The sequence below is a fragment of the Xanthomonas vasicola pv. musacearum NCPPB 4379 genome, assembly GCF_000277895.2.
In the GTDB taxonomy this organism is placed as follows: domain Bacteria; phylum Pseudomonadota; class Gammaproteobacteria; order Xanthomonadales; family Xanthomonadaceae; genus Xanthomonas; species Xanthomonas vasicola.
Genome location: NZ_CP034655.1, coordinates 3,826,871 through 3,852,136, shown reverse-complemented (window position 1 = coordinate 3,852,136; position 25,266 = coordinate 3,826,871). Strand labels below are relative to the sequence as shown.

The following is a 25,266-nucleotide window of genomic DNA, read 5'->3' as shown; positions in this document are numbered from 1 at the left end:
TTTGCTGAAGGAATCAAAAAATGGCACTCGATCTTTCAGACACCCTTGTCGTAGGTATTTCTGCGACAGCTCTTTTTGATCTCAAAGAGGCCGACAACGTCTTCAGGGAAAAGTTGGCAGCAAATGAAGATACTGCTATCGGCGAGTATCGCAAATACATGCTCGCCCGAGAAGATGAGGAGTTGGCCGATGGCACAGGAATGCCTCTTGTAAAGGCTCTTCTTGGCTTGAACAAGTTGAAGACAGATACTGACCCTAGACCCTTAGTGGAAGTGGTTGTCATGTCCCGCAATAGCCCAGAGACCGGCGTTCGGGTTCTAAACAACATTCGTTCGCGCTGCCTGTCGATCAGTAGATATGCATTCACTGGAGGTGAGGCCGTAACGGATTATTTGGATGCATACGACGTCGACTTATTTTTGACGACGAACGTTGGGGATGCGCAGAAAGTTATCGACGATGCAGTCTGTGCTACTGCCGTGGTGAAGGAACCGCCGAGCGATCAGGCGCCGTTCTCTGATACGCAAGTCCGTATTGCATTTGATGGCGATGCAGTTCTCTTCGATGACAGTAGTGAAATTGTCTACAAGACCGAGGGGATGGCCGCGTTTCACACGAAGGAAGATGAGAGGCAAGATGAGCCGATGGGCGAAGGTCCATACGCCACCCTGCTTAGAAAGCTCTCTCGTCTGCAGGATCGTCTTCCCTTCGGGTTGGAAAGGTCCCCCGTCCGGATATCTATCGTTACAGCCCGAAACTCACCAGCTGAACTTCGCGTTATAAAAACTCTAAGGAACTGGGGCGTTGCTGTTAACGGTGTCTTTTTTCTTGGCGGAGTAGAAAAAACTAAAATTCTTCGTGCCTTAAATCCGCACATTTTTTTCGATGACCAAGATCTTCATTTAGAGCCGGCTTCCAGGTTCATTCCTGCTGGCAAGGTTCCTTATAGATCAGACTCCCCATTGAGTGAGTCCAAGTCTATTCCGACAGTACCTGTTGATTGAGTTTCGCTACGCAGCTCATGCGCATCCTCCTCGCCCACACCTCGCTCAGCGGCAACACGCGCGATGTTGCGCGCGCGATCTGCGCACGGTGCGAGGAACTGGGGCATGCAGTCACCTGGATCGATGCCGATATCCAGACGCTGGCGCAGGCGTGCCCGGATGGCGCAGAGCACGATCTCTATATCCTCGGCAGCTGGAGCATCAACGCCGGGCGTACGCCACCGGAGATGAAACGTTTTATCGAACAGCTCGTTGCCGCGGTCGGTAAGCCGGAACGCCTGGCGGTGTTCGGCACCGGCGAGACGCAGTGGGGCGAGGAGAACTACTGCGGTGCTGCCCGGCGCATCGCAGCATTCTTCGGTACGCGCTACCCGCGGCTGGAGATCGAACAAATGCCCCACGGTGAACGCGACGCCTCCAAGATCCAACACTGGACTGACACAATTCTTGCCCTTACCGACGTACCGTTCGAGAACACGCCCCATGCAGACGCTCCACGCCACTACCCCTGACGACTACGCTGCCGCCTTGGCTGCGCATCCGCGCTTGCTCGTCGACTACTACAAAGACAATTGCCCGGGCTGCAAGATGCTCGACATGTCGCTGACCAAGTTCGCCGCGAGCGAGGACGCCGCAGGCGTCGCACTGCTCAAGGTCAAGCTGGAAGTGGTGGGCGAGGAGTTCTTCCGTGGCCTGGGCTTGCGGCAGACACCGACCCTGGCCTTGTTCAAGGACGGCGCCGAAGTGGCACGTTTGCCTGGATTCCAGTCACCGGCGCAGGTGGAAGCAGCGGTAAAGACTAGCCTCTAACTGGTTGCAGCTGCTTCTGCGGTTGCACGGCGCGTCATTCGCAAACGCAGGCAAGCACGCACCGGCAACATGCAAGGCCTGCGCTCAGGTTCATTGGAGACACTTTGATGCCCGACAGTCGCGCAAATCCACCGACCGAAGCCCGCATGGCCGAGATCGTGTTCCCAACCATACCAATCACATGGGCACGCTGTTCGGCGGCCAGGCGCTGGCGTGGATGGACAAGGCCGCGTTCCTGGCCGCCTCGCGCTATGCGCGCCGCACCGTGGTGACCGCGCGTTCGGACCAGGTGGATTTCAAATTGCCGATCCGCCAGGGCCAGATGGTGGAAACCATCGCCCGCGTGGTGTCGGTGGGGCGCAGCTCGATCAAGGTGGAAGTGGAACTGATCGCCGAAGACCTGCTCAGCGGCGCGCGAGAGCTGTGTACGCGCTGGCATTTCGTGATGATTGCGCTCGGCGCCGATGGCAAGCCGACCGCAGTACCGCCGTTATCGACAGCCCACTGAGAGCAGCGAACAAAACGACTGCGCAGCCGCCATGTGGGCGCGGCCGGCGCTCGGTGCAGCATGTATCACGTGCACGCGGTTCCTGCGCGCCGTCCACTCCGGCCTGACGACCGCTTACTACGTGGACTTAGCCGCTATGACCGCGCTTACTCCTGCACCTCACGGTCTTCGCGCTTGGTTTCTTCCATTGCCTCGGGTTCCAGCTCTTCGGCGCTGCGATTGAGTTTGACGAACACGCCCCAGGCGATCAGCAACAGCGCCGCGCAGGAGCCAACGGCTGCGGCATACGGTAGCTTGGCCGGGTCGGCATGCATCAGTTCGAAGATCGACACCAGCGTCTCGATCGCCAGCGCAATTACGATCACCACGAAAAAGCGCGACAGGTAACGCCGCACGCGGGTGGGCCCGCTGACTTTGACGTCGCGCAGGATCTCTTCTTCGAAAATGGTCTGGCCCAGTTCCAGCGTCACCAGCGCCACCGTGAGCAGGCCGACGGCTTCGAGCACGACGTTGAAACGGTCGCGCACCACCATGTCGCCGCCTGGTGTGAAGCCGTGCCACAACTCCAGCCCGGCCATCGTCACCAGGCCCGCCGCGCACAGCACGAAAAACGCCAGAATCACGAAATGACCGGCACGGAACAGGTGGCTGAGCAGTTTCATGATGATGACGGCGATAGAGGGATGCAGAGCATCGTGTGCGTGGCGTCGTGGCGGTGCGAAGGCGGCGGTAAAGCGCTGTGGCTAGCGGAGTCAGTCGAATGCCCCCTATATCTGCGTGGCTTTTACAACACCCGACGGCCGGAAGGCTGAGCTCACGGCCAAAGGCGCCACTAAAAATCTGCTGCTTGGTATGTCTATTTAAATTTGACTGCGACAGACTACTATCATGACACGGTGTCGCTTATAAACTAGCAAAATCCCGGCTGCTGTATAACCACTCACTGGATAAGTACCGTGCCCCGTGCAAACCAACGAAAGCGCTTTGCATCCACGGCATTGATCGCCTGCCTGATCGCCGGATGCAGCGCGCCATTGCCGCCTGCCACTATGCCCACTGCAAAGGAGCAGATAGAGATGAGAACCGCCATCCCACTGGTGCGGAGCTTGACTCCACATCACCGTGTGCCCGTTGACCTGGAATTCGATGTGCCTGCACTTCCGGATGACCCTACTCCGCCCATATTCATCGGTGTGCGGGTGACCGGCGTCGATCCAACTGCAGTTTCCGAAACTGCCGACAGGCTAATTAGCGCTGGTGTTTCGGCCGAGCTTCACCTAGAACGGATTGAACCATCTGGTGCAATTCTCGTGGGATTGCAGCGTAGTCAACGTGTGGGGGTAGGGCAGCAGGCGTCCATTCCCTTATCTGTTGATGGCATTGCGCCTGGTCTGTTCGCCTTTGATGCGGACGGGACGACGCTGCGCGACGCCGGTCTATCCGTGGGACATGCTGCGTCTAGAGAGTTGGCGTTTGGATACAATAATGCTGTTCGGCCAGGCCGATATCGGCTCACGCTACGCTTTGACCGCAATTCCGAGGCGTTGATTGCGGCGAATGCGCAACTTATTGTCGCCTACACCTACAAGGGAAAGTAAGGGGAATAAGCGTGGATGATCATGAAAAGCGCTATGCAGTCACCGTCTACGTTGCTGCCGCAGGTACGCCATTGATGGCTGGAGGAACGTCTTTCGGTGGTCATATGTACTATTCGATTGACGATGGGGCGACCGTTAAAAGTTATGGGTTCTCGCCGGTCAAGCATGGCGCAGCCAGCGGGCCAGGGAGAGTTTCTTTTAATGACGTTGACACCTACAAGGATCCCTACTACTCACGTACGATGGAGGTCAGCAAGGAGCAGTACGAAAAGCTGGCAGATTTTGGTGCGAATCCTGCAAAAAACGGATTCAATATGCACTACAACGGGGCGGATAATAGCTGTATCGACTTTACGTGGGATGCACTCAATCACGCGGGCCTGCATCGCATGACTAAGAAAGGGGTCGACAAAGTATTTGAGGGCGCGCTCAGGCCGGCGGAAAATGTAGACGATGTCAGAAGTATTCCTGCACCCATGCCAAAAAGTGAGTTGAACAAGGAACACATCAATCCCAAGCCCGATCAGCAGTGGTGGCATAAGGTGATCGGTGAGGCCCAGCCTGGGAATCACACGTACCCAGCCGAAGTCACCACAATCGCAGCAAGTACGTCATCGCAGGATCCACTGCATCGCCAAGCAGAAGAAGCCGTTCGTCGTCTCGAACAAGGCCTGGGTCGTGATTACGATGACAACAGCGCCCGCCTTGCAGCAAGTAGTGCGTATCTTGCGAAGGAGAACGGGCTGTCGCGAATCGATCACGTTGTGCTGAGCGAGGAAACCAAGTCTGCGCGGCAGGGCGAGAATATGTTCGTTGTCGAAGGGGCATTGAACGATCCTGCGCATAGGATGGCGCATATGAAGACGAACGATGCGATCGCACAGCCGGTCGAGCAATCACTGGCACAGCTGCAGTCCCTCAGTGAGACCCAGCGGCTACAGCAGTCTCAGCAGCACGATCAGCAGCGGGAGCAGTCGATTGCCCCTCAGCATCGGATGGTATGAGGCCTGATGCATCTGCTCGCTTTTGGCATGTGTGCCAGCGGCGCACTGGGGACGTAGGCGGCGCGCCGGCTGGTGCACGCCGAACACGGCGACTCTCCAACAGCATTAAGGATGGTCTGATCAACGCGACCGGAAAACGAAGCAACCGCATCCGCCGCGCTGAGGGCGCTCAAATCGCCGATTTTTTGCCGGTTTCGGCACGTTTGCGGGGTGTTGCCTGGATTACAGGCACAGCTTCCCCGCAGCAGGCATTAACGCTTTGCGCGTCAGCCACAGATTCGATAGTGCAAACAGCGTCAGCACCTGTGCGGTGTTCTTCGCCAAACCGCGATAGCGCACCTTGACGTAACCAAACTGACGCTTGATCACCCGAAACGGGTGTTCCACCTTCGCACGCAGGCTGGCTTTGGTGTGCTCCCAGCGCTTGGCCAACTTCAGTTCGCGCTTATTCTTGATCTGCTTCAGCTTCGAGGGCTTCTCCGCGATCAGGTAGCGCAGCGTGCGCTTGCCCTTCATCTCATCGCGCTTGTCCAGCCCGGTGTAGCCGCTGTCGCCGCTCACAGTGTCTTCCTTGCCGTGCAGCAGCTTGTGCGCCTGCGTGATGTCCGCTGCGTTGGCCGCCGTGCATTCCACGTGGTGCACCAGGCCCGACTCATCGTCCACCCCGATGTGCGCCTTCATCCCGAAGAAGTACTGGTTGCCCTTCTTGGTCTGGTGCATGTCCGGATCGCGCTCGCCATCCTTGTTCTTGGTCGAACTTGGCGCCGCAATGATCGTGGCATCCACGATCGTCCCGCCCCGCAGACTCTGCCCTTTACGCGACAGGTGCGCGTTGACCCGGTTGAACAGCTTGCGCGCCAAATCATGCCGCTCCAGCAAATGCCGGAAGTTGAGAATCGTCGTTTCATCCGGCACCTCATCCAGCCCGCCGATCTTCGCAAAACGGCGCATCGACACCGTGTCGTACAGTGCTTCTTCCGCCGATGGATCGCTCAGTGCGTACCACTGCTGCAAAAAGTGGATGCGCAGCATCGTCTCCAGCCGATACGGCTGTCGCCCCGGCTGCCCCGACTTCGGGTAGTGCGGTTCGATCAGTGCCAGCAGATCCTTCCACGGCACGACCTGGTCCATCTCGGCCAAGAACACCTCACGCCGCGTCCGCTTGCGCTTGCCGTTGTACTCCGCATCGCCGAAGGTCAGTTGCATCGTCGTTGTCCCGTTGCGTCTGTGTGATTGTCGCAGGATCAAGGGGAGTTGTTCAGAGTTTCCTTAAAGATGCCGCAACACCTGATACGCCTGCAGGTGCACGTTGGCCGCCATCAGCAGCGGTGCATTGCGGCCGGTCTCGCGTACGCGCCTGAGCATGTCGCCGACGATCTGCGCCGCTTCCACGTCCTGGCCGGCTTCCAGGTCGCGCAGCATCGAGGCCTTGAGCGGCGAATCCACCTGTAGCAGCGTTTGCAACGCTTTGGCGCGTGCAGGCTCGGGAATCGAGTGCCCGGCCGCATCCGCAGCCCATAGGCATTCGTTGTACAGGCCGTTGATCAAGGCACGGCCGTCGTCGGTGGCCACGATCGCGCCCACCGGCGCACGCATCAAGCAGGTGGCCGCGGCCAGCGCGGTGAGAAAGCTGTACTTGATCCATTGTTCCTGCGCGATCTGCTCGCTCGCCACATGGGTGATGCCGGCCTGCGCGCAGGCGGCTGCAAATGCCTGCACCCGCGCCGAATGCGCGTCACCGCTGCGCTCGCCGAAGGTGATCGCCGCCGGATTGCCCAGGTGCAAAATCTCGCCGTGCTCGCCCTTGGTGGCGCTGATAAAGCACAGCCCGCCCAGCACCCGCGCCGCACCGAAGCGCTCGTCCAGGGCCGCGTAATGGCGCAGCCCGTTGAGGATGGGCAACACCGTGGTGTGCTCGCCCACCGCCGGCGCAATCGCTTCGATCGCGCTGTCCAGGTCGTAGGCCTTGCAGCTGAGGATCACCAGATCGAACGGCTGCTGCGCCACCTGCGCCGGCAAGTCTTGCGCGGTGACATGCGCCACCTGCAACTGCGCATCGCCCAGCGGGCTGCGAATGCGCAAGCCGTCGGCCTGCAACTGCGCCGCACGCGCTTCGCGCACCAGGAAGGTGACGTCGACGCCGGCCTGCACCAGACGTCCGCCGAAATAGCCACCGGTGCCGCCGGCGCCGAGGATCAAAATACGCATAGGTTCTCCGTTCGATGTGATGTTGGGTACATGCCGGGTGTAGTGATAGCCTTTGTGCCGGATCGGGGATTCTCGGTCGGCATCAGGCTCTGGCGGACCCGCCGGAGCCTTTTGTTTGGCTCAGTAGGTCGAGCTACCACTGCCAAAGATTTCTATTGGAAAGTCTTTGTCTAGCTTTTCCCGGCTGGCCTCATTCATTCTATCGATAACTTCTTTCATGTTTCCCACGAACCGGCTGGCTTCTTGCGGTCTTGCTTGCTTAGCCCAGGGCGGATCGGTGCTGGGAGTGCGCGGCCTCGCCCCCTTCCACGTAGCTTCCTCATCGTTGCGCGAGTAAGGTTTTGCATGAGCAACCTTATTGCGGAAGCGGAATGCTTCACCTATCCACGCATGCGGCATTGCGTTGAGGACCATATCGAGCGCATCAGCTAAGGCTAGAAATTTCTGATCTGGCGCGTTCCGCTCAAAATCCCCGATATTATTCACCTCCGGAAGCATTCGGCGTTCGTGTAGTGCATGCCCGAGTTGGTTGAAATAAGCCTCCAAGGCGAAGCAGCACATCATCATGGCGCCTAGCGCGAACTGGTTAGGTTGTTCCTCTGAAGCATCTTGGCTTCTTTCAGCGAAAGAGTGTGCCGCGCTCGCGAGAAGCGCATGCGAGTAGCCCTCCACGCTCTGCGTCACATACTTGCGATCCATATCAACTCCGCAGCCCCACACCCCGCCGCAGCAGCCACAGCGCGACCGCGCTGAGCACGGCGACAAAGCCCAGCATCAATGCGTAGGCCACCCAGATCGGCACGTCCGAGCTGCCGAGCAGGCCGTAGCGGAACGCATTAACCATGTAGAAGATCGGGTTGGCCTGGGTGGCGGCTTCGGCCCAGCCGGGCAGCAGTTTCACCGAATAGAACACGCCGCCCAGGTAGGACAGCGGGGTCAGGATGAAGGTGGGCACGATCGCCACGTCGTCGAACTTCTTGGCGTAGACCGCGTTGACGAAGCCGGCCAGCGAAAAGATGATCGCGCCCAGCAGCACCGTGGTCAGTGTCACGATTGGGTGCGGGATACGCACCGGGGTGAAGAACATCGCGATGATCAACACGATTGCGCCGACCATCACTCCGCGCAACACCGCGCCGGACACATAGCCCCACAAGATCACCCAATTGGGCATCGGGCTGACCAGCAGCTCTTCCACATGGCGGCCGAACTTGGCGCCGAAGAAGCTGGAGGAAATGTTGCCGTAGCTGTTCTGGATCACGCTCATCATCACCAGGCCCGGCACGATGAACTGCATGTAGCTATAGCCGCCCATGTCGCCGACGCGCGAGCCGATCAGCCCGCCGAAGATCAAAAAGTAGAGCGTCATGGTGATGGCCGGCGGCACCAGGGTCTGGCCCCAGATGCGCAGGATGCGCTGCACTTCGCGGCGCACGATGGTGCACAGCGCAATCCAGTTGCGTTGGCGGGGTGTTGGGGGCGTGGCGGACATCGACGACTCCGAAGAACTCATGGGTGGCCTGCCGGGCGCACGGGCGCCGCTGTGGCAGGAGCCGGGGCGGCGACGGTCTCGCCAGGCCCGGTCAGACGAACGAACAATTCTTCCAGCCGGTTGCTCTTGGTACGCATCGAGCGCACGCGGATGCCGGCATCGTCCAGGCTGGCGAACACGCGGTTGAGGTCCATCGCGCGCGGCATGTCCAGATCCAGCGTGTGGCCGTCGATGGCGGTGAGCGTGGTGCCTTCGATCACCGGCAGCTGCGCCGGCAGCTCACCGTCGATATCGAACAGGAAACCTTCCACGTCGAGCTTGGCCAGCAGTTCGCGCATCGGACCCTGGGTGACGATCTGGCCATGATTGATGATGGCCAGGTTGCGGCACAGGTGCTCGGCTTCTTCCAGGTAATGCGTGGTCAGGATGATCGTGGTGCTGGCGGCGTTGATGTCCTTGAGTACGCGCCACATGTCGCGGCGGATCTCGATATCCACACCCGCGGTGGGCTCGTCCAGGATCAGCAGGCACGGCTGGGTCATCATGGCGCGGGCGATCATCAGCCGGCGCTTCATGCCGCCGGACAGCGTGCGGCTCATCACCTGCGCCTTTTCCCACAGGTGCGCGCGGCGCAGTTCCACCTCGGCCAGCGCTTGCGCCTGGCTGCGCGGCATGCCGTAGAAGCCGGCGTAATTGACCAGGATGTCGAACGGTTTTTCGAACAGGTTGAAGTTGATTTCTTGCGGCACCAGGCCGATCAGGCGCATCGCATCGCTGCGGTGCCGGACCAGGTCGGTACCGAACACTTCCACCTGCCCGCCGGACAGGTTCACCAGCGAGCTGATGATGCCGATCAGGGTGGATTTGCCGGCCCCGTTAGGGCCGAGCAGGGCGAAGAAATCGCCGGGCGCCACGTCCAGCGACACGCCCTTGAGCGCCTGGGTGCCGTTGTCGTAGGTCTTGCGCAGATCGCACACGCGCAGGGCGGGCGCACTGGGAGATGGGGAGTTCAAGCCGGGTCCTTTGCGCCAGGGTGACGGCGCAGCAAGTTGCAGCCGTTATTATAGAAGCCCGTTGGGGGTTGCCCCCATCACAGACTGTCCTATATACGTTCGTGCCCGTTCAATTCCCCCTCAAGCTTGTTGACCGGCGCATGCTTGCGCCCACCGTGGCCCACTGTCAGTTCGTCCGTGACGACGGGCAGCCGCTGGATTTCCAGCCCGGCCAGTTCATCCAGATCCATTTCGACTACGCCGATGGCACGCCGACCAAGCGCAGCTATTCGCTGGCGACCATCCACGACCACGCGCTTGGACCGGGTGAGGCGGTGGATATTGCGGTGAGTTTCGTACCCGGCGGCTCGGCCACGGCCTTGTTCGAAGGCCTGGAGATTGGCGACCAGTTGCAGGCCAGCGGGCCCTACGGGCGCTTCTGCCTGCAGCCAGGCGACCACAACCAGCGCTATGTGCTGATCGCCACCGGCACCGGGGTGACCCCGTATCGCTCGATGCTGCCGCTGCTGGCCGAGGCGATCGCCACCCGCGGCGTGCAGGTGGTGTTGCTGCAGGGCGCACGCACCCCGGCCGAGCTGCTGTACGGCGACGATTTCCGCGCGTTTGCCGATGCGCATCCGCAGTTCCGCTACGTGCCGTGCTTCTCGCGCGAACTGCCCAAGCAGCCGCACGCCGATGTACGGCACGGCTACGTGCAGCAGCACCTGGCCGAGTTCGCGCCCGATGCTGCGCACGATATCGCCTATCTGTGCGGCAACCCCGACATGGTGGACACCTGCCTGGAAGCGCTGAAAGCGGCCGGGCTGCCGAGTGCGCAGATCCGCCGCGAGAAGTACGTCAGCTCCACGCCGCCTAAGGTCTGAGGCGGCCTGCAGCCTGCGCGTGCAAGCCGCCTGCGCCCGCAGGTACGCTGTGGCCTGCAGCGCGGCCCGGCGTTGCTGCGGTACTCAGGCCGCAGCGCTCAGTAGCGCAGGCCGCTGCAGCTCCACCGTGACATGCACCAGTTCTTCGTGAATCTGCAGTGCGCGGCGCACCAGCTCCGCATCGATGTCGGCTGCAGTGACCAGGCTGACGACGCAGGCATACCGCTCGCTGCCGACGCGCCAGACATGCAGGTCGGCAATGTCGATCGCATGCCCAAGCTCGGCGATGACCTGCTTCACCTCTGCCACCACCGGCGCGTCCATCTCCGCATCCAGCAGCACGCTGCCGGTGCGGCGCAGCAGCCCCCAGGCCCAGACGGTGACCAGCACCGCGCCGACGATGCCCATGATGGGGTCCAGCCAGGTCACGCCCCAGTGCATGCCGGCAACCAGCGCCACGATGGCGAGCACCGAGGTCGCGGCATCGGCCACCACGTGCAGATACGCCGCGCGCAGATTGAGATCGCTGTGCGCATCGTGATGACCATGACCATCGTGTGGGTGCGCATGGCCGTGACTGTCGTGCCCGTGGGAGTGAGCATGCCCATGCGAGTCGCGCAGCCACCACGCGCAGATCAGATTGACCAGCAGGCCGATCACCGCAATGACGGTGGCTTCCTGATATTGGATGGGCTCGGGCGTGAACAAGCGTTCCACCGATTGGAAGGCCATCAGCCCGGCCACGCCCAACAACAGGATCGCGCTGGTGTAGCCGCCCAGCACTTCGACCTTCCAGGTGCCGAAGGTGAAGCGCACATCCCCGGCATGCTGCCGCGCAAAGCGATAAGCGAACAACGCCAGCCCCAGCGCCAACGCGTGCGAGCTCATATGCCAGCCGTCGGCGAGCAGGGCCATGAAATTGAGCATCCAGCCGCCCACGATCTCCACCATCATCATGAGCACGGTCAGGATGACCGCCTTGCGGGTACTGCGCTCGGCAAGCGGATTGGCGCTGGCAAAGGTGTGCGACTGCGCGCAATGCGGCGCGGCGTGCTTGGTCGACATCGGCTGTGGCTCTGGCTAAGGTACCCCACAGGGTATCTTAAATACCCCAGGGGGGTATTAGGTGGCGCATCTCACTCAGGACAAATCCAAGTTGCTTGCGCGCGTGCGCAGGATGCGCGGGCAGGTGGAAGGGCTGGAAAAAGCCCTGGCGCAGGACGTGGAATGCACCGCGTTACTGACCCAGGTAGCCGCCTTTCGCGGCGCGGCGCAGGGCTTGATGGTCGAGCTGCTAAGCGAGCATCTGAAGCACCACGTTGCCGCGCCGGACGCACTGGGCGAGCGCGAGCTGGCAGTGGACGACATCACCGCCATCCTCAAGACTTATCTGAAATAGAGCGGTCAACGAAGCGACTGCGCGTAGCGCAAAGCGGGCGTGGTCTGCGCTGGTGCGGCATGCAGATGTCATCTCACGCAGGCAACGGCGTGCGGCAATGTGCATCACAAGCCACTTCGCATGCGTCACCACTGCAGAAGTTGCGCGATACCGTTGGGAACGCCGCCTTGGACCGCATGCATGTAGTGGCGCGCCGACGACGCAAAAACCGCGCGTGTCTGACTGCATGCATCGCACAACATCCGCCAGCAACGCAGACGACGCCCATGCGCCTGTTCGAATGTGTAAAGGGTGCTTGACAGCAGGTTCGAGTAAGCGCATCTTGCCTGTCAAGCGTACTTGACAGGCGAATGTGATGCGGCAGCAGCATAGGCAAATGGAATGCAGGCATGCCCGCACACCGCAACGCACTGTGCGAACAGCCGCCAGGTGTATGCGCAGGGCTCGTGCAGCGCAGGCAGTCGCTTCTCCGAGGCCGTGCAAATGACGAATTGCAAGCGCAAGGCGCTGTTGGTGTTCTGCGTGGGAATGTTCTTCCTCGGCATCGGGCTGCTGGGTCTGCGGCAGGTGCTGCCGATGGACGATTACATCGCCTGGCTCAGCGCCGGCATTGGTGGGTCGTGCATGCTGTTTTCGGTGCCGATGTGGCTGGCGCGCGGCAATCTGCGCGACAGCACCCGCCCAGCGTTGGCGCAGCGGTATCACCGCGAATTCGGCGTACCGATGCTGTTGTACGTGGTGGTGATGCTGTTCTGGCGCTATCTGCTTGGGCATGTCGGCCCGAACTGGGCGCGTGTGCTGATCGCCTTGCTGCCGGCGGTGCTGGTCGTGCCGGTGATTCGTGCGGTGGCGCGTTACGTGCGCGATTCGGACGAGATGGACCGACGTATCGAACTGGAAGCCATCGCCATTGCCGCCGGCCTGGTCAGCGGTGCGTATATGACCGCCAGATTCTTGCAGGCAGCCGAGCTGATCGATGTTCCGGCGAGCGCGGCGATGCTATGGGTATTTCCGTTGTTGTGCGCCATCTACGGCATTACCAAAAGCATCCACGCGCGTCGTTTTGAATGAATAGCCGCGTGCGCGAATTGCGCGAGGCCAGTGGCTGGTCGCAAGGCGAGTTAGGCGAACGGCTGGGCGTGTCGCGGCAGACGATCAATGCGCTGGAAACCGGCAAATACGATCCCAGCCTGCCGTTGGCGTTTCGTATCGCACGTTTGTTTGGGGAATCGATCGAGCACGTTTTTCTTTACGAAGACGGGCATTAGAGCGTGTTATGTATTTTGAGATGAGATGCGTTGATCGCCAGCGGCGCGGAGCGGGTGCTGCGCGGCGCTCCGTGCCGCTGGCGGCCAACCCTTCGGGAAGTGCCCTGTGGCGCGCCGATACTGCGTTGCGCGCTTTGCCCAGGCGGCCAGCCTCGGCAAAGCGCACGCCTTGTCTCGACGCGCCACAGGACGCTTCGCACTCACCTCAAAGTACATAACACGCTCTCGTTGCCGCGGTCACGTGTGGCCGTTTGCAACGTCAGGGGACAGGGAATACCAGGAGATAGGATGACGATGGTCAAGCAATCCACAGTAGTGGCGGCCGTGCTGATCGCGATGTTGGCTGCAGGATGCCAGCGCGCCGCAGCGCCCGCCGCAGCAAACGACGTTGCAGGAAAATCCACCGCCACAGCGCCGGGTACGACTGCGCAGCAGCCTGCTGCAAGCAACCCACCCGGCAGCGCAGCAGGCAATCGTTACGGCACGCTGCTGTTCACGCCGTGCACGCTGAGTGCTGGTGGTGCTGCAGGCAACATCGAAGCGCAATGCGCAACGCTGCGCGTGCCGGAAAATCCGGCCGCGCCGAGCGGGCGCAGCATCGCGTTGAAGATTGCCTGGCTGGAAAGCGAAGCCGGTGGCGGCAGCGCGCCCGACCCGGTGTTCTTCATTGCTGGTGGGCCGGGGCAATCGGCCACCGAAGTCGCGGCGATCGTGGACATGGGCCTGCATGAAGTCCGCAAGCAGCGCGACATCTTTCTGGTCGATCAGCGCGGCACCGGTGGCTCGCATCCGCTGGAGTGTCGTGACGCGGCCGGCAAGCCGCTGGCGTTGGACAACAGCAGCGAAGCCACCGCCGAGCAATTGACTGCGTATGCAGCCCGATGCGCCGACGGTTTGCGCAACGACGCCGACCCTACTACACCACCAGCGAAGCCATTGGCGATCTGGATGCGGTACGCGCGGCACTGGGCGTGCAGTCGCTGAATCTGATCGGTGCCTCGTACGGCACGCGTGTGGCGCAGCACTATGCCGCACGTTATCCGCAGCACACGCGCACCGTGGTGATCGATGGCGTGGCGCCGAACGATCTGGTGATCGGCGGCGAGTTCGCGCGTACCTTCGAAGATGCGATTGCGCTGCAGTCTGCGCAATGCCGCCAGCAGCCTGCCTGCTCCAAGCGCTTTCCGGTCGATACCGCCACGCAGTTGCGCCAGGTGGTCGAGCGGCTGCGGCAGGCACCGGTGGCGGTGGACTACCGCGATCCGCGCACGGGTGCCTTGCGCCACGAGCAGGTCACTGCCGACACCGTGGCGGGCCTGGCGTTCGGTTTCTCGTATGCGCCAGAAACCGCATCGCTGTTGCCTCTGGTGCTCGATGAAGCGGCCGCAGGTCGGTATGCCTCGTTGATGGCCTTGGCGCAGATGAGCGCTTCGGGCATGTCCGATCAGATGAATCGTTTGATGCAATGGTCGGTGTTGTGCAGCGAAGACGCCGGGCGTTATCACGCACCCGACCAGGAGACCACGCTGCTGGGCAACGAGGTGGCCGAGATGTTCTTTGCACCGTGCAAGGTGTGGCCCTCCAAACCGGCACCGGCCGCTGCGAGCGCGCCTTTCCGATCGACGCTGCCGGTGTTGCTGCTCTCCGGCCAGCTCGATCCGGTCACGCCGCCACGCTACGCCGAGCGGGTACTGCAGGGACTGCCCAACGGCCGGCACGTGATTGCGCCCGGGCAGGGGCATGGGGTGTTCCGGCTGGGCTGCATGCCCAAGGTGCTGAGCCAGTTCATGCAGACCGCCGATGCCAAGGCGCTGGATACCACCTGCGTTGCCAACCTCAACACCGTGCCCGCGTTCACCTCGTTCAACGGATGGGAACCATGAGCCGCATCGACCACGCCACGGAGGCGCTCGCATGATCGTCGTCGATACTTTGCATAAGTCGTTCAAGACCAAGGCCGGGCTGGTGAAAGCCGTCGACGGGGTCAGTTTCAGCGCTGCCGATGGCCAGATCACCGGCCTGCTCGGCCCCAACGGTGCCGGCAAAACCACCACCTTGCGCATGCTCTACACGCTGATGTCACCCGACCAGGGCAGGGTCACCATCGATGGTGTGGATGTCGCCCGCGACCCGGTGACTGTGCGCCGCGCACTCGGCGTGTTGCCGGAAGCACGCGGCGTCTACAAGCGTTTGACCGCACGCGAGAACATCGCCTACTTCGGTGAGTTGCATGGCATGTCGCGCGCACAGATCGCGCAGCGCACAACGCTGCTGTCGAAGGCCTTGGACATGGACGACATTCTGGACCGCCAGACCGAAGGTTTCAGCCAGGGTCAGCGCACCAAGACCGCGATTGCGCGCGCATTGGTACACGACCCACGCAATGTGATTCTGGACGAGCCCACCAACGGCTTGGATGTAATGACCACCCGTGCCATGCGTGGCTTCTTGCAGCAGCTGCGTGCGGAAGGGCGCTGCGTGATTTTCTCCAGCCACATCATGCAGGAGGTGGCAGCGCTGTGCGATCGCATCGTCATCATCGCAAAGGGCACGGTGGTGGCATCCGGGAGCGCTGACGAACTGCGCGCTGCCACTGGTGAAAACAATCTGGAAGACGCCTTCGTCAAGGCGATCGGCTCGGACGAGGGATTGCACGCATGAGCACATCGTTGTTCTCCACGCTATGGACCGTGCTGCGCAAGGAATTGCGTGACATCTCGCGCGACCGCCGCACCCTGGCATTGGCATTGCTGTTATCGCCGTTGCTCTACCCGATTCTGATTCTGGGCATGGGTGCCTTAAGCGAAAGCCGCGTGCGTACGCAGATCGACAAGCCGCTCGACATTCCCACCCTCGGTCGCAGCAACGCGCCGAATCTGGTGCGTTTTCTCGCCGCGCAAGGGCTCAATGCAGTAGATGCGCCAGCCGATCTGACGGCGGCGATTCGCAACCAGGATGTGGATGTGGCACTGCGCATCAGCGACACCTACGCCGATGACTGGCGCGAAGGTCGGCCGGCGCTGGTGGAGATCATCAAGGACAGCACGCGCCGCGAGGCCGATGTGCCGGGCATGCGCTTGCAGGCCGCGCTCACCGGCTACAGCCAGCAGGTCGGCGCCTTGCGTTTGCTGGCACGCGGCATCGATGCGCAGGTTTCCAGGCCCCTGGAAGTTGCCGCGCAAGACCTGGCCACTGCCGAAGCCAAACGCGGCCAGATGATGGCGATGCTGCTGCCGGTGTTGCTGGTGATCACCTCGTTTCTGGGTGGCGCGTCGTTGATTCTGGATGCCACCGCCGGCGAGCGCGAACGCCAATCGCTGGAGCCGTTGCTGGCCACGCCCGCACCACGCAGCGCCATTGTCAGCGGCAAGATTGCTGCGGCCTGCGTGATCGGCATGGTGTCGTTGTTGCTCACCTTGCTGGCGTTCAAGCTGAGTGCGCAGCTGTCCACGTCCAACCTTGGGCGCCAGCTCAATGTCGGTTTCTTGCCGATGCTGCAGATGCTCTTCATCCTGGTGCCGATGCTGTTCGTCGGCACCTCGCTGCTGACCTATCTGGCCGCCGCCGCCAAAAGCATGAAGGAAGCGCAGGCGCATATGACCTGGTTGCTGCTGCTGCCGATGCTGCCGGGCTATGCGTTGATGGCGTATCCGCTGAAGACGCAGCTATGGCATTTTGCGGTGCCGTTTCTGGCACAGAACCAGATGCTGTTGAAGGTGATCCGCCACGAGACCATCAACGTGCAGACCTGGGCGGTGTATCTGCTGGCCGGTTTCGGTGTGGCGGCATTGCTGTGGTATGCGGCAGTGCGCCGTTATCATCAGGAGCGTCTGGCGATTTCGGGCTGATGTTCTTTAGCAATTGGCTGTTCGCTGTAAGTGCCCGGCGAAACCGTACCCGCACGCCAACCCTCTCCCAAGGGAAAGGGGTTTGCAGTGCCTTTCCTGGCATTTAGCATCCCTTTTCCCCTCGGGACATTGTCCTCCTTCATGGGGAGAAGGTGCCCGAAGGGCAGATGAGGGTATGGATGACTAACCAACAAAAAGCCCGCATCGCTGCGGGCTTTTTATTTGGCGCCCGGCATTTGCCGGGAGTGCAGTGCATCAATAACGATCGTCAATCAACGACCAGCGACCAGCGACTAACAGACTCACTCAGTCAGCCGTCAGCAAACCACCCAGCCACCCAGCCACTTACTCAACCGCCCGGATTGAACGACAGCGTGCGCCGCGTGGTCACCGGTGCGGCGACCGGCTCAAAACGCCAGCGCTTGACTGCGTTGAGCGCTTCGCGATCGAACACGCGCGGTGGGTTGGCGCGCAGCACGCGCGAGGCAGTGATCGAGCCGTCGGTGCCGACCGTGAGTTCCACCAGCACTTCGCCGGAGGTGCCGGCACGCAATGCTTCGGCTGGGTAGCGCGGTGCCGGGGTGCTGATCGGGCGCAGCGACTGCGCGGCCGGTGCCGCGGCGGCCGCAGGCGCCGGAGCCGGACGCGTTGGTGCCGGCGCGGGCGTTTCGGCCTGACGGCGTGCAGCGGCCTGGCGTTCGGCCTCGGCGGTCTGCTGGCGGGCCGCTTCCTGTTGCGCGGCAATCTGCTGGGCAGCAGCGGCTTCGCGGGTCTGCTGCTCGGCCAGACGCTTCTGGTCGGCGGCTTGCTTGGCCTTGTCCTCGACCTGCTTCTTGGCCTGCTCGGCATCCTGCTCGGAGCGGTTGGCGGCGGTCTTCATGCCGGTTTCCAGGCCGCTCTTCAGGCGCGGCAATGCCGGTGCCTTGGGGTCGACCTTTTCGATCAACGCAATCAAACGCTGCGCTTCGGGGAATTCTTCGCGGCTGATACTCTGTTCGGCGGCGATCAGCGTATAGGGCAGCAGGTCGGTCAGCGCGCTGTTGACGGTGGCGTCCTGCGGCTGCTTCTCACGCAAGGCCAGGTAGTACTCCAGCGCGTTGTCGCCGGCCGGGGCGTACATGCGGTTGTCCTGCAGCGCCTTGGTGGCCGATGCGCGCAGCTGGTCGGCGCCCATCGACTGCACTTGCGGCGAGACCGCTGTGGCAGGTGTCGGTGCGGCCGCCGGTGCTGCCGGCGTGCTGCCAGTGGCTGGCGCGGTGGTGGCGGCCTTGTCTTCCTGCTTGGAGCAGGCGGCCAGGCCAACCAACAAAATGACCGGCGCGATCCGGCGTGCCATACGGCCCTGTGTCAGATCCAACATGCGTCTCCCTTACCCCGAATGCGAAAGATAACGTTGCTGCGGCGAGCGCCGGCCATTGTTCCCGCAATGGACGGCAATGCCGCAATCTAGCATTGCCGGGCCGGTCTAAGCCAAGGTTGCGCAGCAGATCATCGAAATTTATCCCGCAAGGGTCGCCATGACCGTCGGGGCCGGCACGCGTGCGGCCGGTTCGGGCGGCGGCGGGGCAGGGCAGTAGCGTTGCAGGAAGTCCGCGTGCGCGGGCAACCGCACCAGCGCTCCCTCCACCCGGGTGCGGATGGTTTCCAGGAAACGGCTCAGCTCCGCATCGCCCATCAGGTCGGCCACCGGGTGATGCTGTTGCGGGACGATGCCCTGGCCCAGCATCACCTGCACCCACGAATTCTCGGCAAACAGTTCATTGGCCTGATGAAATACACGACCGCTCTGGCGGAACAACTCCACCCGATGGCGCAGCGAATCGGGGATATCCATTGCCGCGCAGTCGCGCCAGAAGGACGTGTCGCGGCGATCGGTGGCGTGGTAATGCAGGATCACGAAATCGCGGATGTGGGTGATTTCGTCGGCCGCCTGACGGTTGTACTCGGCGATGTCGACAGCATTGATGACCTGTGGAAAGGTCTGCAGCAGGCGGATGATGCCGCGCTGGATCAGATGGATGTTGGTCGATTCCAGCGGCTCCAGAAAGCCGCTGGCCAGGCCCAGCGCCACGCAGTTCTTCTCCCACACGCGGTGGCGCTGGTTGGGCGTGAAGCGCAGCGGCCGCGGCGCGGTGAGCGCGCGCCCGGTGAGGTTGCGTTCCAGCACTACGCGGGCGCTGTCCTGGTCCATGTGGCGGCTGGAATACACGATGCCGTTGCCCACCCGGTGCTGCAGCGGAATGCGCCACATCCAGCCGGCCTGATCGGCGCGCGAGCGGGTGTAGGTCACGGGCGGGCCCACCGATTCGGTCTGCACTGCCAGCGCGCTGTCGGCGAACAACCAGCGCGACCAATCGTCGCTGCCCACGCCCAGCGTCTTGCCGATCAGCAGGCCGGCAAAGCCGGTGCAATCCAGGAACAGGTCGCCTTCCACCCGCGTGCCGTCCTGTAGCGTCAGCGCGGTCAGGAAGCCGCTTTCCGCATTGGTTTCCACCTGGCCGATGCGGCCTTCGATGCGCGTGACGCCGAAGCCTTCGCTGAAGCGGCGCAGGAAGCGCGCGTACAGCCCGGCGTCCAGGTGATAGGCGTAATTCATGCCGCCATTGGGCAGGTGCGCAAAGCGGCCTTCCTGCGCCGCACGCAGTTCCAGGCAATAGTCGCCGAAGTCGCGCGCCACACCGCGCTGCTGCCCCTTCAACCAGAAATGCTGAAACCCGGCGCTCCAGTGATCGGTGCCGGCATGACCGAAGGAGTGAATGTAATGCCGGTCCACATCGCGCCAGTGTTCGAAGGCGATACCGAGCTTGATGGTGGCCTGGGTGGCGGCCATGAAGGCGGCCTCGTCGATCTCCAGCAAACGGTGGAAGGTGACCAGGCTGGGAATGGTGGCTTCGCCCACGCCCACCGTGCCGATCTCGTCCGACTCCACCAAGGTGATCTGCAGGTGCCGGCCCAGCAACTTCGACATGGCCGCAGCGGCCATCCAGCCGGCCGTGCCGCCACCGGCGATGACGATGCGGCGCACCGGGCGCTGTTGCGGATCGGAAGGCATGGTGTGGGGCATGGCGAGGTCCTCAGCGATTCAAGCGTTGCAGCAGCCGCGCGCGCAGGCTGCGCGCGTTGGCGTCGTCCATCGTGGCCAACACACCGCGTGCGGCATCGGGCAGATGCGCGGCGGTGCTGTCGTCGGCCTCGAAGACATAGTGACGAAACACTTCTTGCCAGGTGGCGCGTTGTTCTGCCGGTAAGTCGCGGATGGTCAGCAGCGCCAGCATCAGCGCGTTCATCGGCGAATCCATGTAGGCCGGGCTCTGCCGCCACCAGAAATTGACCAGCACGTTGAAGCTTTCCAGTGCTTCGATGTGATGCCACCACATGCTGGGAATGAACAACGCATCGCCCGGTTGCAGTTCGGCGACCAGCGCATGTTCCAGCGCCTGCGCATAGCGCGGAAAGCGCTGCAGATCCGGCGCCGTGACATCCACCAGGCTGACCGGTTGCCCGGCCGGGGTCAGATCCAGCGGGCCGATATAGAGATTGGCCAACTGCTCGGGTGGAAACAACGTAAAGCGGCGCCGTCCGGCGACCACGCAGGCCAGGTTGTCGGGCAGATCCTGATGCGCGGCGATGCGGGTGCGGTTGCCGATCCATATGCTGGCCAGCGGCTCGCTCTGCGGCAGCGCGATCGGGTTGTGCGCGCGCAGGTCGGGCAGGTAGGTGTCCAGCGTGGTGGAGCCGACATAGATGGCCGGTGGCTGCGCGTTATCGAGGTCGCGCAACAAGGTGTCCAACACCACACCCAAGGGCACGCGCTCAGGGCGGAAGTTGAAGCCGCTCATGTCCGCGTTGTAGAAGAAACGCCCGCCAATCTCCGGTGGCCCAACCTGCGCGACCACCGCCTCGCCACGGTCGAAACCACGCAGATAGTTTGCAGCAGCCTGCGCAGAAGTCGCACCGGCCTGCGCCAGCGGCCAGTCGCGCACCAGCCCGCGCAGCACCAGCGGCGTGGTGGAGCGAAGGATGGCCGGGTCCAGCTGTTGCGGGTCCAGGCCATGGCGCTCTTCGATGGCGCGCGGCTCAGCCAGCATGGCGGCGATTCATGCGTTCAAGCAGATGGCGAAATTGCGCGATCGAGGCCATCGCCATGTACAGCGGTTCCAGATCGCCATGCCGGTGCAGATCGAGCAGCGCCGCGTCATCGAGTGCGCGCAGGCGTTCTTCGTGCACGACATACAGCCCGGCAAGGCGGCATTCCAGGCCGTTGTTCAAGGTGGCTTCGAACACGAGTGGTTCGAGCAGGTCGTAACGCAGCGCACGTTCGACGAATGCCGTGCTGGCCACCAGGCCATCGTGCAGCGTGCGCAGCACCTGGCTGATGTGGTCGAGAAATTCGGTGGTGCCGCCGTGTTCGCGAAACAGCAATTCGCCCTCGGTGCTGCTGACGCGCGGGCTGTCCAGGTCCACGTGCACCATCGGCCCGTCGGGTTGTTCGCCGATCAGGAACGGCTGTCGCTGAATCGACAGCGGAATATAGGGCGCATTCCAACGCGCGCCATGCAGAAACAGGTTTTCGCCCAGGCGTAATCCCAGTAACACCAGCGGCCGAAAACTGCGCTCGCCGCTGCGATGGAACACGATGGGGTATTGCGCCTGCAACTGGCGGAATTCTTGTGGAAAGGTCGCAGCCGACATCACGTCATCGCCGTAGGCGGCGCCGTGCGCGGTGATCACGCGCAGAGTGCGGTGATCGAGATTATTCAACAACACAGCATTGGTCATGGGGGATTGGCACTGCACGCGGGGCGCGTGGCCTATGCTTCAACGAATCGCCACTGCACGGCAAGCCCTGGACGCATTCACGTCGTCGGGCCGGGTGCAACGGCCGTGTACGTCCCCGGCAGCCAGGCTGCCGGGGACGTATTGGTGACTGCAGCGATGCCGTCATTCCCGATTCCTGCATCGCCTAAGCGTGGATCACCAGAACTTGTAACGCAGGCCCAGCATGTAGCGTGGACCGGTCTGGGTGGCATAGATAATCTCGTTCTTCTGCCGACCATGCTGACGCTGGATTTCGTTGGTGAGGTTGATCGCCTCCAGGCTCAGCGACAGGTTCTCGGTCCACTGGTAACCGATGCTCAGGTCCAGCTGACCATAGGCTTCGGTGTAGACCGGATTGGGCTGGCCGCTGCCATCGAAACGCGCAGCCAGGAATTGGTCGCGCCAGTTGTAGGCCGCACGCACCTGCCACTGGTCCTTGTCGTAGAAGCCGACGAAGTTGGCCGAATCGCTCAAGCCTTCCAGCGCGAACTGCTCGCCGATCACGTAGTTGTTGTAGGTCAGCCCGGAGTCGACCTTGGTGTAGTTGGCCGATACGCCGAAGCCGCTGGCGCCGAACATGTGCTGCACGTTGAATTCCCAGCCGTCCAACGATGCCGAGCGCTGGTTGGCCGGCGCGGTGATGGCGAAGTTGGCCACCGGGTCGCCCGGCTGACCACTGATCACACCGGTGGCGTTGCCGTTGGCATCGTCAGCGCCGCGCACCACGCCCGGCGCACCGCCGCGGTTGCGGAAGATGTAGTTGCGGATACAGGTCAGGTCGGCCGAGGCGCAGCCGTTGCCCAGCGCTTCATTCCAGTACGTGCCACCGATCGGGGTGTTCAAGCCCAGCGACGTATCGTTACGCGTGGTGACGCCGATGTAGTTGTCGATGTTCTTGCGGAAGAAACCCACCGAGGCGTAGCTGGCCTCGCTGTAGTACCACTCCAGCGAGAAGTCGATGTTGTGCGAGAGCAGCGGCTTCAGGCCCGGGTTGCCTTCCTGGCCGGTGCCGCCTTCGATGCGGCCGATCTGGTTGAGCGTCTGCCCGCCCTGGATATCGCCCCAGCCCGGGCGGCCGATGGTTTCGCCGTAGCTGCCGCGCAGCACCAGATCTTCGGTGAGCTTGAAGCTCAGATCCAGGCTGGGCAACCAGTATTCGTACTTGCCGCTGCCGCCGGCAAACGCCGAGTTGGCCAGACGGATCGGCAATTCGTTGTTGGCAACCCAGTCGATGCCCACTGCCACCGGCACCAGCGCCTGCGCGTCCACCTTGGTTTCTTCGTAACGCACGCCTGCCGCCAGGCTGATCGGCACGCGCAGATCGTCCCAGCTGTTGTTCCACTGCAGGTAGGCGTTCTTGGACTTTTCGGTCACGCGGCGGTCGGTGGTGAACACCGGCGAGATGCGGTACAGCGACTCATCGCCAGCCGCTTGCGCAGCAGCCTGGCGCACGCGCTCGAAGTCGAACAGGTACAGCTGGTTGAACTGCTGAGGATTGCCGCTGCCGTCGATCGCATCGAAGTACTGCGCAAACGAGCTGGGAATCCACAAGTCGTCCGGATAATCGGCCGCGGTGCCGTTGCCGCCCCAGGTGTCGCGCTGCACGTTGGAGAACGCCGAGCGGTTCTTGACCTCGGTGCTGCCAATGCCGAACTTCAACTGCGAATAGTTTTCGAAGGTGAAGTCGCCATTGACCTGGGCTTGATCGATTTCCGACTTCATGTAGCTGTTGCGGAATGCCGAGCCGGTGACCAGCGTGCGCGACGGGTCCAGACCGTTCAGTCCGAAGCCCAGCTGCTGCTGCAACACCGGGAAATCCTTGCTGAAATCCACCACCGAGGTGCCGCGGTAGAAGCCGGACACGCCCAGCGAGTTGCTCGACCCGTACGGGCTGTCCGCGCCGGCCTCGGCGGTGGAGCGGTGGATGTCGAAGTTGAGCTTGAACTGGTCGTTCACCGCCCAATCCACGTTGAAACCCAGCGACTTGTTCTGGTTGCGCGTGGCCGCATTGGACCCGGCGGTGGCCAGATCGCTGGTGGGCGGATTGACGATTTCCGAATAGGTGATCGGACCGGCAACCGGTCCCTTGGTCCAGGCGCTGGCGGACGGTCCGTAGTTGAACCACACCGACATCTCGTTGCGCTGCTGCTGGATCTTGTTTTCCGAGTAGGTGTAATCCAGCGTGGTGGTGATGTTGTCCAGCGGCTTGTACTGCAGCACCAGCTGGCCGTTGGTGCGCTGGCGTTCGACGCCGACCACGCGGTAGTTGAGGTTCTGCGGCACCGAATAGATATCGTTCGGACCGGGGCGGTTGACGATGTTTTCCGAACCCGGTGCGCCCGGCTGCGGAATGGTGCCGTAGGCGGTGGAATCGCCGCGGAATGCGCGCCAGCCATTGGGGACGCCGACCTGGCTGTAGCCGAAGTCGCGTTCCTGGTAGCTGCCGCTCAGCGACACGCCGAAGCGTCCGTCGGCCGAGGTGTTGCTGAAGATGCCGGAGATTTCCGGCGTCAGCGAATCGCCCTGCAAGCGGCCGGGCAGGTTCTCGTTGGACGAGTCGTGCACACCCTTGAGGCCCACGTTGGCATGCATGCCGGGATTATCCAGCGGCCGGGCAGTCTTGATGTTGATGGTCGCGCCGATACCGCCGGTGGGCGTGCTGGCACGGCTGGTCTTGAACACCTCGATACCGGAGATCGACTCGGACGCCAGGTTGGCGAAGTCGAACGCACGCGAGTTGGAGGCATTGGATTCTTCGATGCTGGCGCCCGGCATCTGGCGGCCGTTCAACAGCACCAGGTTGAAGTCCGGGCCGACGCCGCGCACGGTGACGCGCGAGCCTTCGCCCAGCGAGCGGTCGATCGACACACCGCTGATGCGCTGCAACGACTCGGCCAGGTTGGTATCGGGGAATTTGCCGATGTCTTCGGCCACGATGCCGTCGACGATGCCTTGCGCATCGCGTTTGACGTTCATCGACGAGGTAAGGCTGCCGCGAATACCGCTGACCTGGACGGTATCGAGGGTGGCGGGGTCGGCCTGACTGGAACCCGGGACAGTGGATGCCGATTGCGGCGCCGGCGCGGTCTGCGCGGCCAGCGGAGTCGACAAGGCGAACAGCAGGGCAGACGTCAAGCGCCGCGTGCGCGGCAGGGTGCGAGTCTCTCTCACGGTGATTGCTTCCCCAAACAGAAGATAAGGCCGGCCCCACGGGGGCAGGCAAAGGTCGACGGAACAATCGAGCATTTGTTAGTGCAGCCTTAACAAAGTCAATTTGCACTGCAGCATCGGCCGCGACCCTGTCGCGTCACACATCGTTCCACCGAGCCAGGTGTGTCATGCCGCCATAGGCAAACGCTTGGCCTTACCATCGCGCTTGGATGGCAACCTCTCTCAAGATGCGATGGCACTGAGGTAGCGGGCACACGCCTTG

General features: G+C 62.4%; 23 protein-coding genes and 2 pseudogenes. 13 read left to right on the top strand and 12 right to left on the bottom strand.

Annotated elements, in window-relative coordinates; genetic code table 11:
- The first annotated feature begins 20 nt into the window (after nt 1–20).
- The 4 genes and pseudogenes from KWO_RS17870 (at nt 21) to KWO_RS17855 (ending at nt 2,322) form a co-directional block, all read left to right on the top strand.
- Complete coding sequence (locus tag KWO_RS17870; protein WP_010381478.1) at nt 21–1,004, top strand: 5'-nucleotidase; 984 nt, start codon at nt 21–23, stop codon at nt 1,002–1,004.
- Nucleotides 1,005–1,021: 17 nt separating this feature from the next.
- Nucleotides 1,022–1,516 carry a flavodoxin gene (locus tag KWO_RS17865; RefSeq protein ID WP_010381480.1) on the top strand — a complete coding sequence of 165 codons (495 nt, stop codon included), beginning with the start codon at nt 1,022–1,024 and terminating at the stop codon, nt 1,514–1,516.
- On the top strand, nt 1,488–1,814 hold the full coding sequence (locus KWO_RS17860) for a thioredoxin family protein (protein WP_010381482.1): 327 nt from the start codon (nt 1,488–1,490) through the stop codon (nt 1,812–1,814). Before KWO_RS17865 ends, KWO_RS17860 begins: the two co-directional genes overlap by 29 nt.
- 107 nt (nt 1,815–1,921) lie before the next feature.
- Nucleotides 1,922–2,322, top strand: a pseudogene (locus tag KWO_RS17855) (acyl-CoA thioesterase).
- A 146-nt stretch (nt 2,323–2,468) separates the two neighbouring features.
- Here KWO_RS17855 and KWO_RS17850 read toward each other — a convergent pair.
- Nucleotides 2,469–2,984, bottom strand: coding sequence for a hypothetical protein (locus KWO_RS17850; RefSeq protein ID WP_010369841.1), 516 nt, complete (start codon nt 2,982–2,984; stop codon nt 2,469–2,471).
- 387 nt (nt 2,985–3,371) lie between these two features.
- Between KWO_RS17850 and KWO_RS17845 the strand changes: the two genes are divergently transcribed.
- Both KWO_RS17845 and KWO_RS17840 read left to right on the top strand, forming a co-directional pair.
- Entirely contained in the window at nt 3,372–3,920 is a 549-nt protein-coding gene (locus KWO_RS17845) for a hypothetical protein (protein WP_017114380.1), read from the top strand.
- Between the two features lie 104 nt (nt 3,921–4,024).
- Nucleotides 4,025–4,924: an XVIPCD domain-containing protein gene (locus KWO_RS17840; RefSeq protein ID WP_010381488.1), complete on the top strand. Its 900-nt coding sequence runs from the start codon at nt 4,025–4,027 to the stop codon at nt 4,922–4,924.
- A gap of 222 nt (nt 4,925–5,146) precedes the next feature.
- Here the strand turns inward: KWO_RS17840 and KWO_RS17830 are convergent, their stop codons facing one another.
- The 5 genes from KWO_RS17830 to KWO_RS17810 form a co-directional block, all read right to left on the bottom strand.
- Nucleotides 5,147–6,130 (bottom strand): IS5 family transposase, encoded by a 984-nt coding sequence (locus KWO_RS17830; RefSeq protein WP_017113471.1) that lies wholly within the window; start codon nt 6,128–6,130, stop codon nt 5,147–5,149.
- Between the two features lie 63 nt (nt 6,131–6,193).
- On the bottom strand, nt 6,194–7,132 hold the full coding sequence (gene panE, locus KWO_RS17825) for a 2-dehydropantoate 2-reductase (protein WP_010379160.1): 939 nt from the start codon (nt 7,130–7,132) through the stop codon (nt 6,194–6,196).
- 120 nt (nt 7,133–7,252) lie between these two features.
- The gene (locus KWO_RS17820) at nt 7,253–7,831 is read right to left on the bottom strand and encodes a hypothetical protein (protein WP_010379162.1); all 579 of its coding nucleotides are present in this window, start codon (nt 7,829–7,831) and stop codon (nt 7,253–7,255) included.
- 1 nt (nt 7,832) lies between these two features.
- Nucleotides 7,833–8,645, bottom strand: a complete 813-nt coding sequence (locus KWO_RS17815; RefSeq protein ID WP_026112132.1) for an ABC transporter permease — start codon at nt 8,643–8,645, stop codon at nt 7,833–7,835.
- Complete coding sequence (locus KWO_RS17810) at nt 8,642–9,637, bottom strand: ABC transporter ATP-binding protein (RefSeq protein ID WP_017112279.1); 996 nt, start codon at nt 9,635–9,637, stop codon at nt 8,642–8,644. The genes KWO_RS17815 and KWO_RS17810 overlap by 4 nt, the downstream gene beginning before the upstream one ends.
- A 140-nt stretch (nt 9,638–9,777) precedes the next feature.
- Between KWO_RS17810 and KWO_RS17805 the strand changes: the two genes are divergently transcribed.
- Nucleotides 9,778–10,500: a ferredoxin--NADP reductase gene (locus KWO_RS17805; protein ID WP_010369863.1), complete on the top strand. Its 723-nt coding sequence runs from the start codon at nt 9,778–9,780 to the stop codon at nt 10,498–10,500.
- An 84-nt stretch (nt 10,501–10,584) separates the two neighbouring features.
- Here KWO_RS17805 and dmeF read toward each other — a convergent pair whose 3' ends face one another.
- Nucleotides 10,585–11,565, bottom strand: coding sequence for a CDF family Co(II)/Ni(II) efflux transporter DmeF (dmeF, locus tag KWO_RS17800; RefSeq protein WP_010379168.1), 981 nt, complete (start codon nt 11,563–11,565; stop codon nt 10,585–10,587).
- Between the two features lie 61 nt (nt 11,566–11,626).
- Between dmeF and KWO_RS17795 the strand changes: the two genes are divergently transcribed.
- The 6 genes and pseudogenes from KWO_RS17795 (at nt 11,627) to KWO_RS17765 (ending at nt 17,015) form a co-directional block, all read left to right on the top strand.
- Nucleotides 11,627–11,899: a metal/formaldehyde-sensitive transcriptional repressor gene (locus tag KWO_RS17795; RefSeq protein WP_010379171.1), complete on the top strand. Its 273-nt coding sequence runs from the start codon at nt 11,627–11,629 to the stop codon at nt 11,897–11,899.
- A 483-nt stretch (nt 11,900–12,382) separates the two neighbouring features.
- Complete coding sequence (locus KWO_RS17790; RefSeq protein WP_026113198.1) at nt 12,383–12,970, top strand: hypothetical protein; 588 nt, start codon at nt 12,383–12,385, stop codon at nt 12,968–12,970.
- Nucleotides 12,967–13,167 carry a helix-turn-helix transcriptional regulator gene (locus tag KWO_RS17785; protein ID WP_010369869.1) on the top strand — a complete coding sequence of 67 codons (201 nt, stop codon included), beginning with the start codon at nt 12,967–12,969 and terminating at the stop codon, nt 13,165–13,167. The genes KWO_RS17790 and KWO_RS17785 overlap by 4 nt, the downstream gene beginning before the upstream one ends.
- 288 nt (nt 13,168–13,455) lie before the next feature.
- A pseudogene (locus KWO_RS17775) lies at nt 13,456–15,050 on the top strand (alpha/beta hydrolase).
- A gap of 31 nt (nt 15,051–15,081) precedes the next feature.
- Complete coding sequence (locus tag KWO_RS17770; RefSeq protein WP_010379176.1) at nt 15,082–15,828, top strand: ABC transporter ATP-binding protein; 747 nt, start codon at nt 15,082–15,084, stop codon at nt 15,826–15,828.
- Entirely contained in the window at nt 15,825–17,015 is a 1,191-nt protein-coding gene (locus tag KWO_RS17765) for an ABC transporter permease (protein ID WP_010379180.1), read from the top strand. The genes KWO_RS17770 and KWO_RS17765 overlap by 4 nt, the downstream gene beginning before the upstream one ends.
- A gap of 349 nt (nt 17,016–17,364) precedes the next feature.
- Here KWO_RS17765 and KWO_RS17760 read toward each other — a convergent pair whose 3' ends face one another.
- The 5 genes from KWO_RS17760 to KWO_RS17740 all read right to left on the bottom strand — a co-directional run bounded on the left by KWO_RS17760 (nt 17,365) and on the right by KWO_RS17740 (nt 25,004).
- Nucleotides 17,365–18,375: an energy transducer TonB gene (locus KWO_RS17760; RefSeq protein WP_017112282.1), complete on the bottom strand. Its 1,011-nt coding sequence runs from the start codon at nt 18,373–18,375 to the stop codon at nt 17,365–17,367.
- A 138-nt stretch (nt 18,376–18,513) separates the two neighbouring features.
- Entirely contained in the window at nt 18,514–20,079 is a 1,566-nt protein-coding gene (locus KWO_RS17755; RefSeq protein ID WP_017113930.1) for a tryptophan halogenase family protein, read from the bottom strand.
- A gap of 10 nt (nt 20,080–20,089) precedes the next feature.
- Nucleotides 20,090–21,103: a cupin-like domain-containing protein gene (locus tag KWO_RS17750; RefSeq protein WP_010369891.1), complete on the bottom strand. Its 1,014-nt coding sequence runs from the start codon at nt 21,101–21,103 to the stop codon at nt 20,090–20,092.
- Nucleotides 21,093–21,794, bottom strand: coding sequence for a SapC family protein (locus KWO_RS17745; protein WP_010379193.1), 702 nt, complete (start codon nt 21,792–21,794; stop codon nt 21,093–21,095). The genes KWO_RS17750 and KWO_RS17745 overlap by 11 nt, the downstream gene beginning before the upstream one ends.
- A gap of 195 nt (nt 21,795–21,989) precedes the next feature.
- Nucleotides 21,990–25,004 (bottom strand): TonB-dependent receptor, encoded by a 3,015-nt coding sequence (locus KWO_RS17740; protein ID WP_010379195.1) that lies wholly within the window; start codon nt 25,002–25,004, stop codon nt 21,990–21,992.
- Nucleotides 25,005–25,266 lie beyond the last annotated feature (262 nt).

Bases quoted from the DNA above. Each gene is read 5' to 3' on its own strand.
- KWO_RS17760 (WP_017112282.1), bottom strand. From the start codon at position 18,375: ATGTTGGATCTGACACAGGGCCGTATGGCACGCCGGATCGCGCCGGTC.
- KWO_RS17785 (WP_010369869.1), top strand. From the start codon at position 12,967: ATGAATAGCCGCGTGCGCGAATTGCGCGAGGCCAGTGGCTGGTCGCAA.
- KWO_RS17820 (WP_010379162.1), bottom strand. From the start codon at position 7,831: ATGGATCGCAAGTATGTGACGCAGAGCGTGGAGGGCTACTCGCATGCG.
- dmeF (WP_010379168.1), bottom strand. From the start codon at position 11,565: ATGTCGACCAAGCACGCCGCGCCGCATTGCGCGCAGTCGCACACCTTT.
- KWO_RS17805 (WP_010369863.1), top strand. From the start codon at position 9,778: ATGCTTGCGCCCACCGTGGCCCACTGTCAGTTCGTCCGTGACGACGGG.
- KWO_RS17755 (WP_017113930.1), bottom strand. From the start codon at position 20,079: ATGCCCCACACCATGCCTTCCGATCCGCAACAGCGCCCGGTGCGCCGC.
- KWO_RS17860 (WP_010381482.1), top strand. From the start codon at position 1,488: ATGCAGACGCTCCACGCCACTACCCCTGACGACTACGCTGCCGCCTTG.
- KWO_RS17830 (WP_017113471.1), bottom strand. From the start codon at position 6,130: ATGCAACTGACCTTCGGCGATGCGGAGTACAACGGCAAGCGCAAGCGG.
- KWO_RS17765 (WP_010379180.1), top strand. From the start codon at position 15,825: ATGAGCACATCGTTGTTCTCCACGCTATGGACCGTGCTGCGCAAGGAA.
- KWO_RS17790 (WP_026113198.1), top strand. From the start codon at position 12,383: ATGACGAATTGCAAGCGCAAGGCGCTGTTGGTGTTCTGCGTGGGAATG.
- KWO_RS17770 (WP_010379176.1), top strand. From the start codon at position 15,082: ATGATCGTCGTCGATACTTTGCATAAGTCGTTCAAGACCAAGGCCGGG.
- KWO_RS17865 (WP_010381480.1), top strand. From the start codon at position 1,022: ATGCGCATCCTCCTCGCCCACACCTCGCTCAGCGGCAACACGCGCGAT.
- KWO_RS17870 (WP_010381478.1), top strand. From the start codon at position 21: ATGGCACTCGATCTTTCAGACACCCTTGTCGTAGGTATTTCTGCGACA.
- KWO_RS17815 (WP_026112132.1), bottom strand. From the start codon at position 8,645: ATGAGTTCTTCGGAGTCGTCGATGTCCGCCACGCCCCCAACACCCCGC.
- KWO_RS17845 (WP_017114380.1), top strand. From the start codon at position 3,372: ATGCCCACTGCAAAGGAGCAGATAGAGATGAGAACCGCCATCCCACTG.
- KWO_RS17750 (WP_010369891.1), bottom strand. From the start codon at position 21,103: ATGCTGGCTGAGCCGCGCGCCATCGAAGAGCGCCATGGCCTGGACCCG.
- panE (WP_010379160.1), bottom strand. From the start codon at position 7,132: ATGCGTATTTTGATCCTCGGCGCCGGCGGCACCGGTGGCTATTTCGGC.
- KWO_RS17850 (WP_010369841.1), bottom strand. From the start codon at position 2,984: ATGAAACTGCTCAGCCACCTGTTCCGTGCCGGTCATTTCGTGATTCTG.
- KWO_RS17745 (WP_010379193.1), bottom strand. From the start codon at position 21,794: ATGACCAATGCTGTGTTGTTGAATAATCTCGATCACCGCACTCTGCGC.
- KWO_RS17840 (WP_010381488.1), top strand. From the start codon at position 4,025: ATGTACTATTCGATTGACGATGGGGCGACCGTTAAAAGTTATGGGTTC.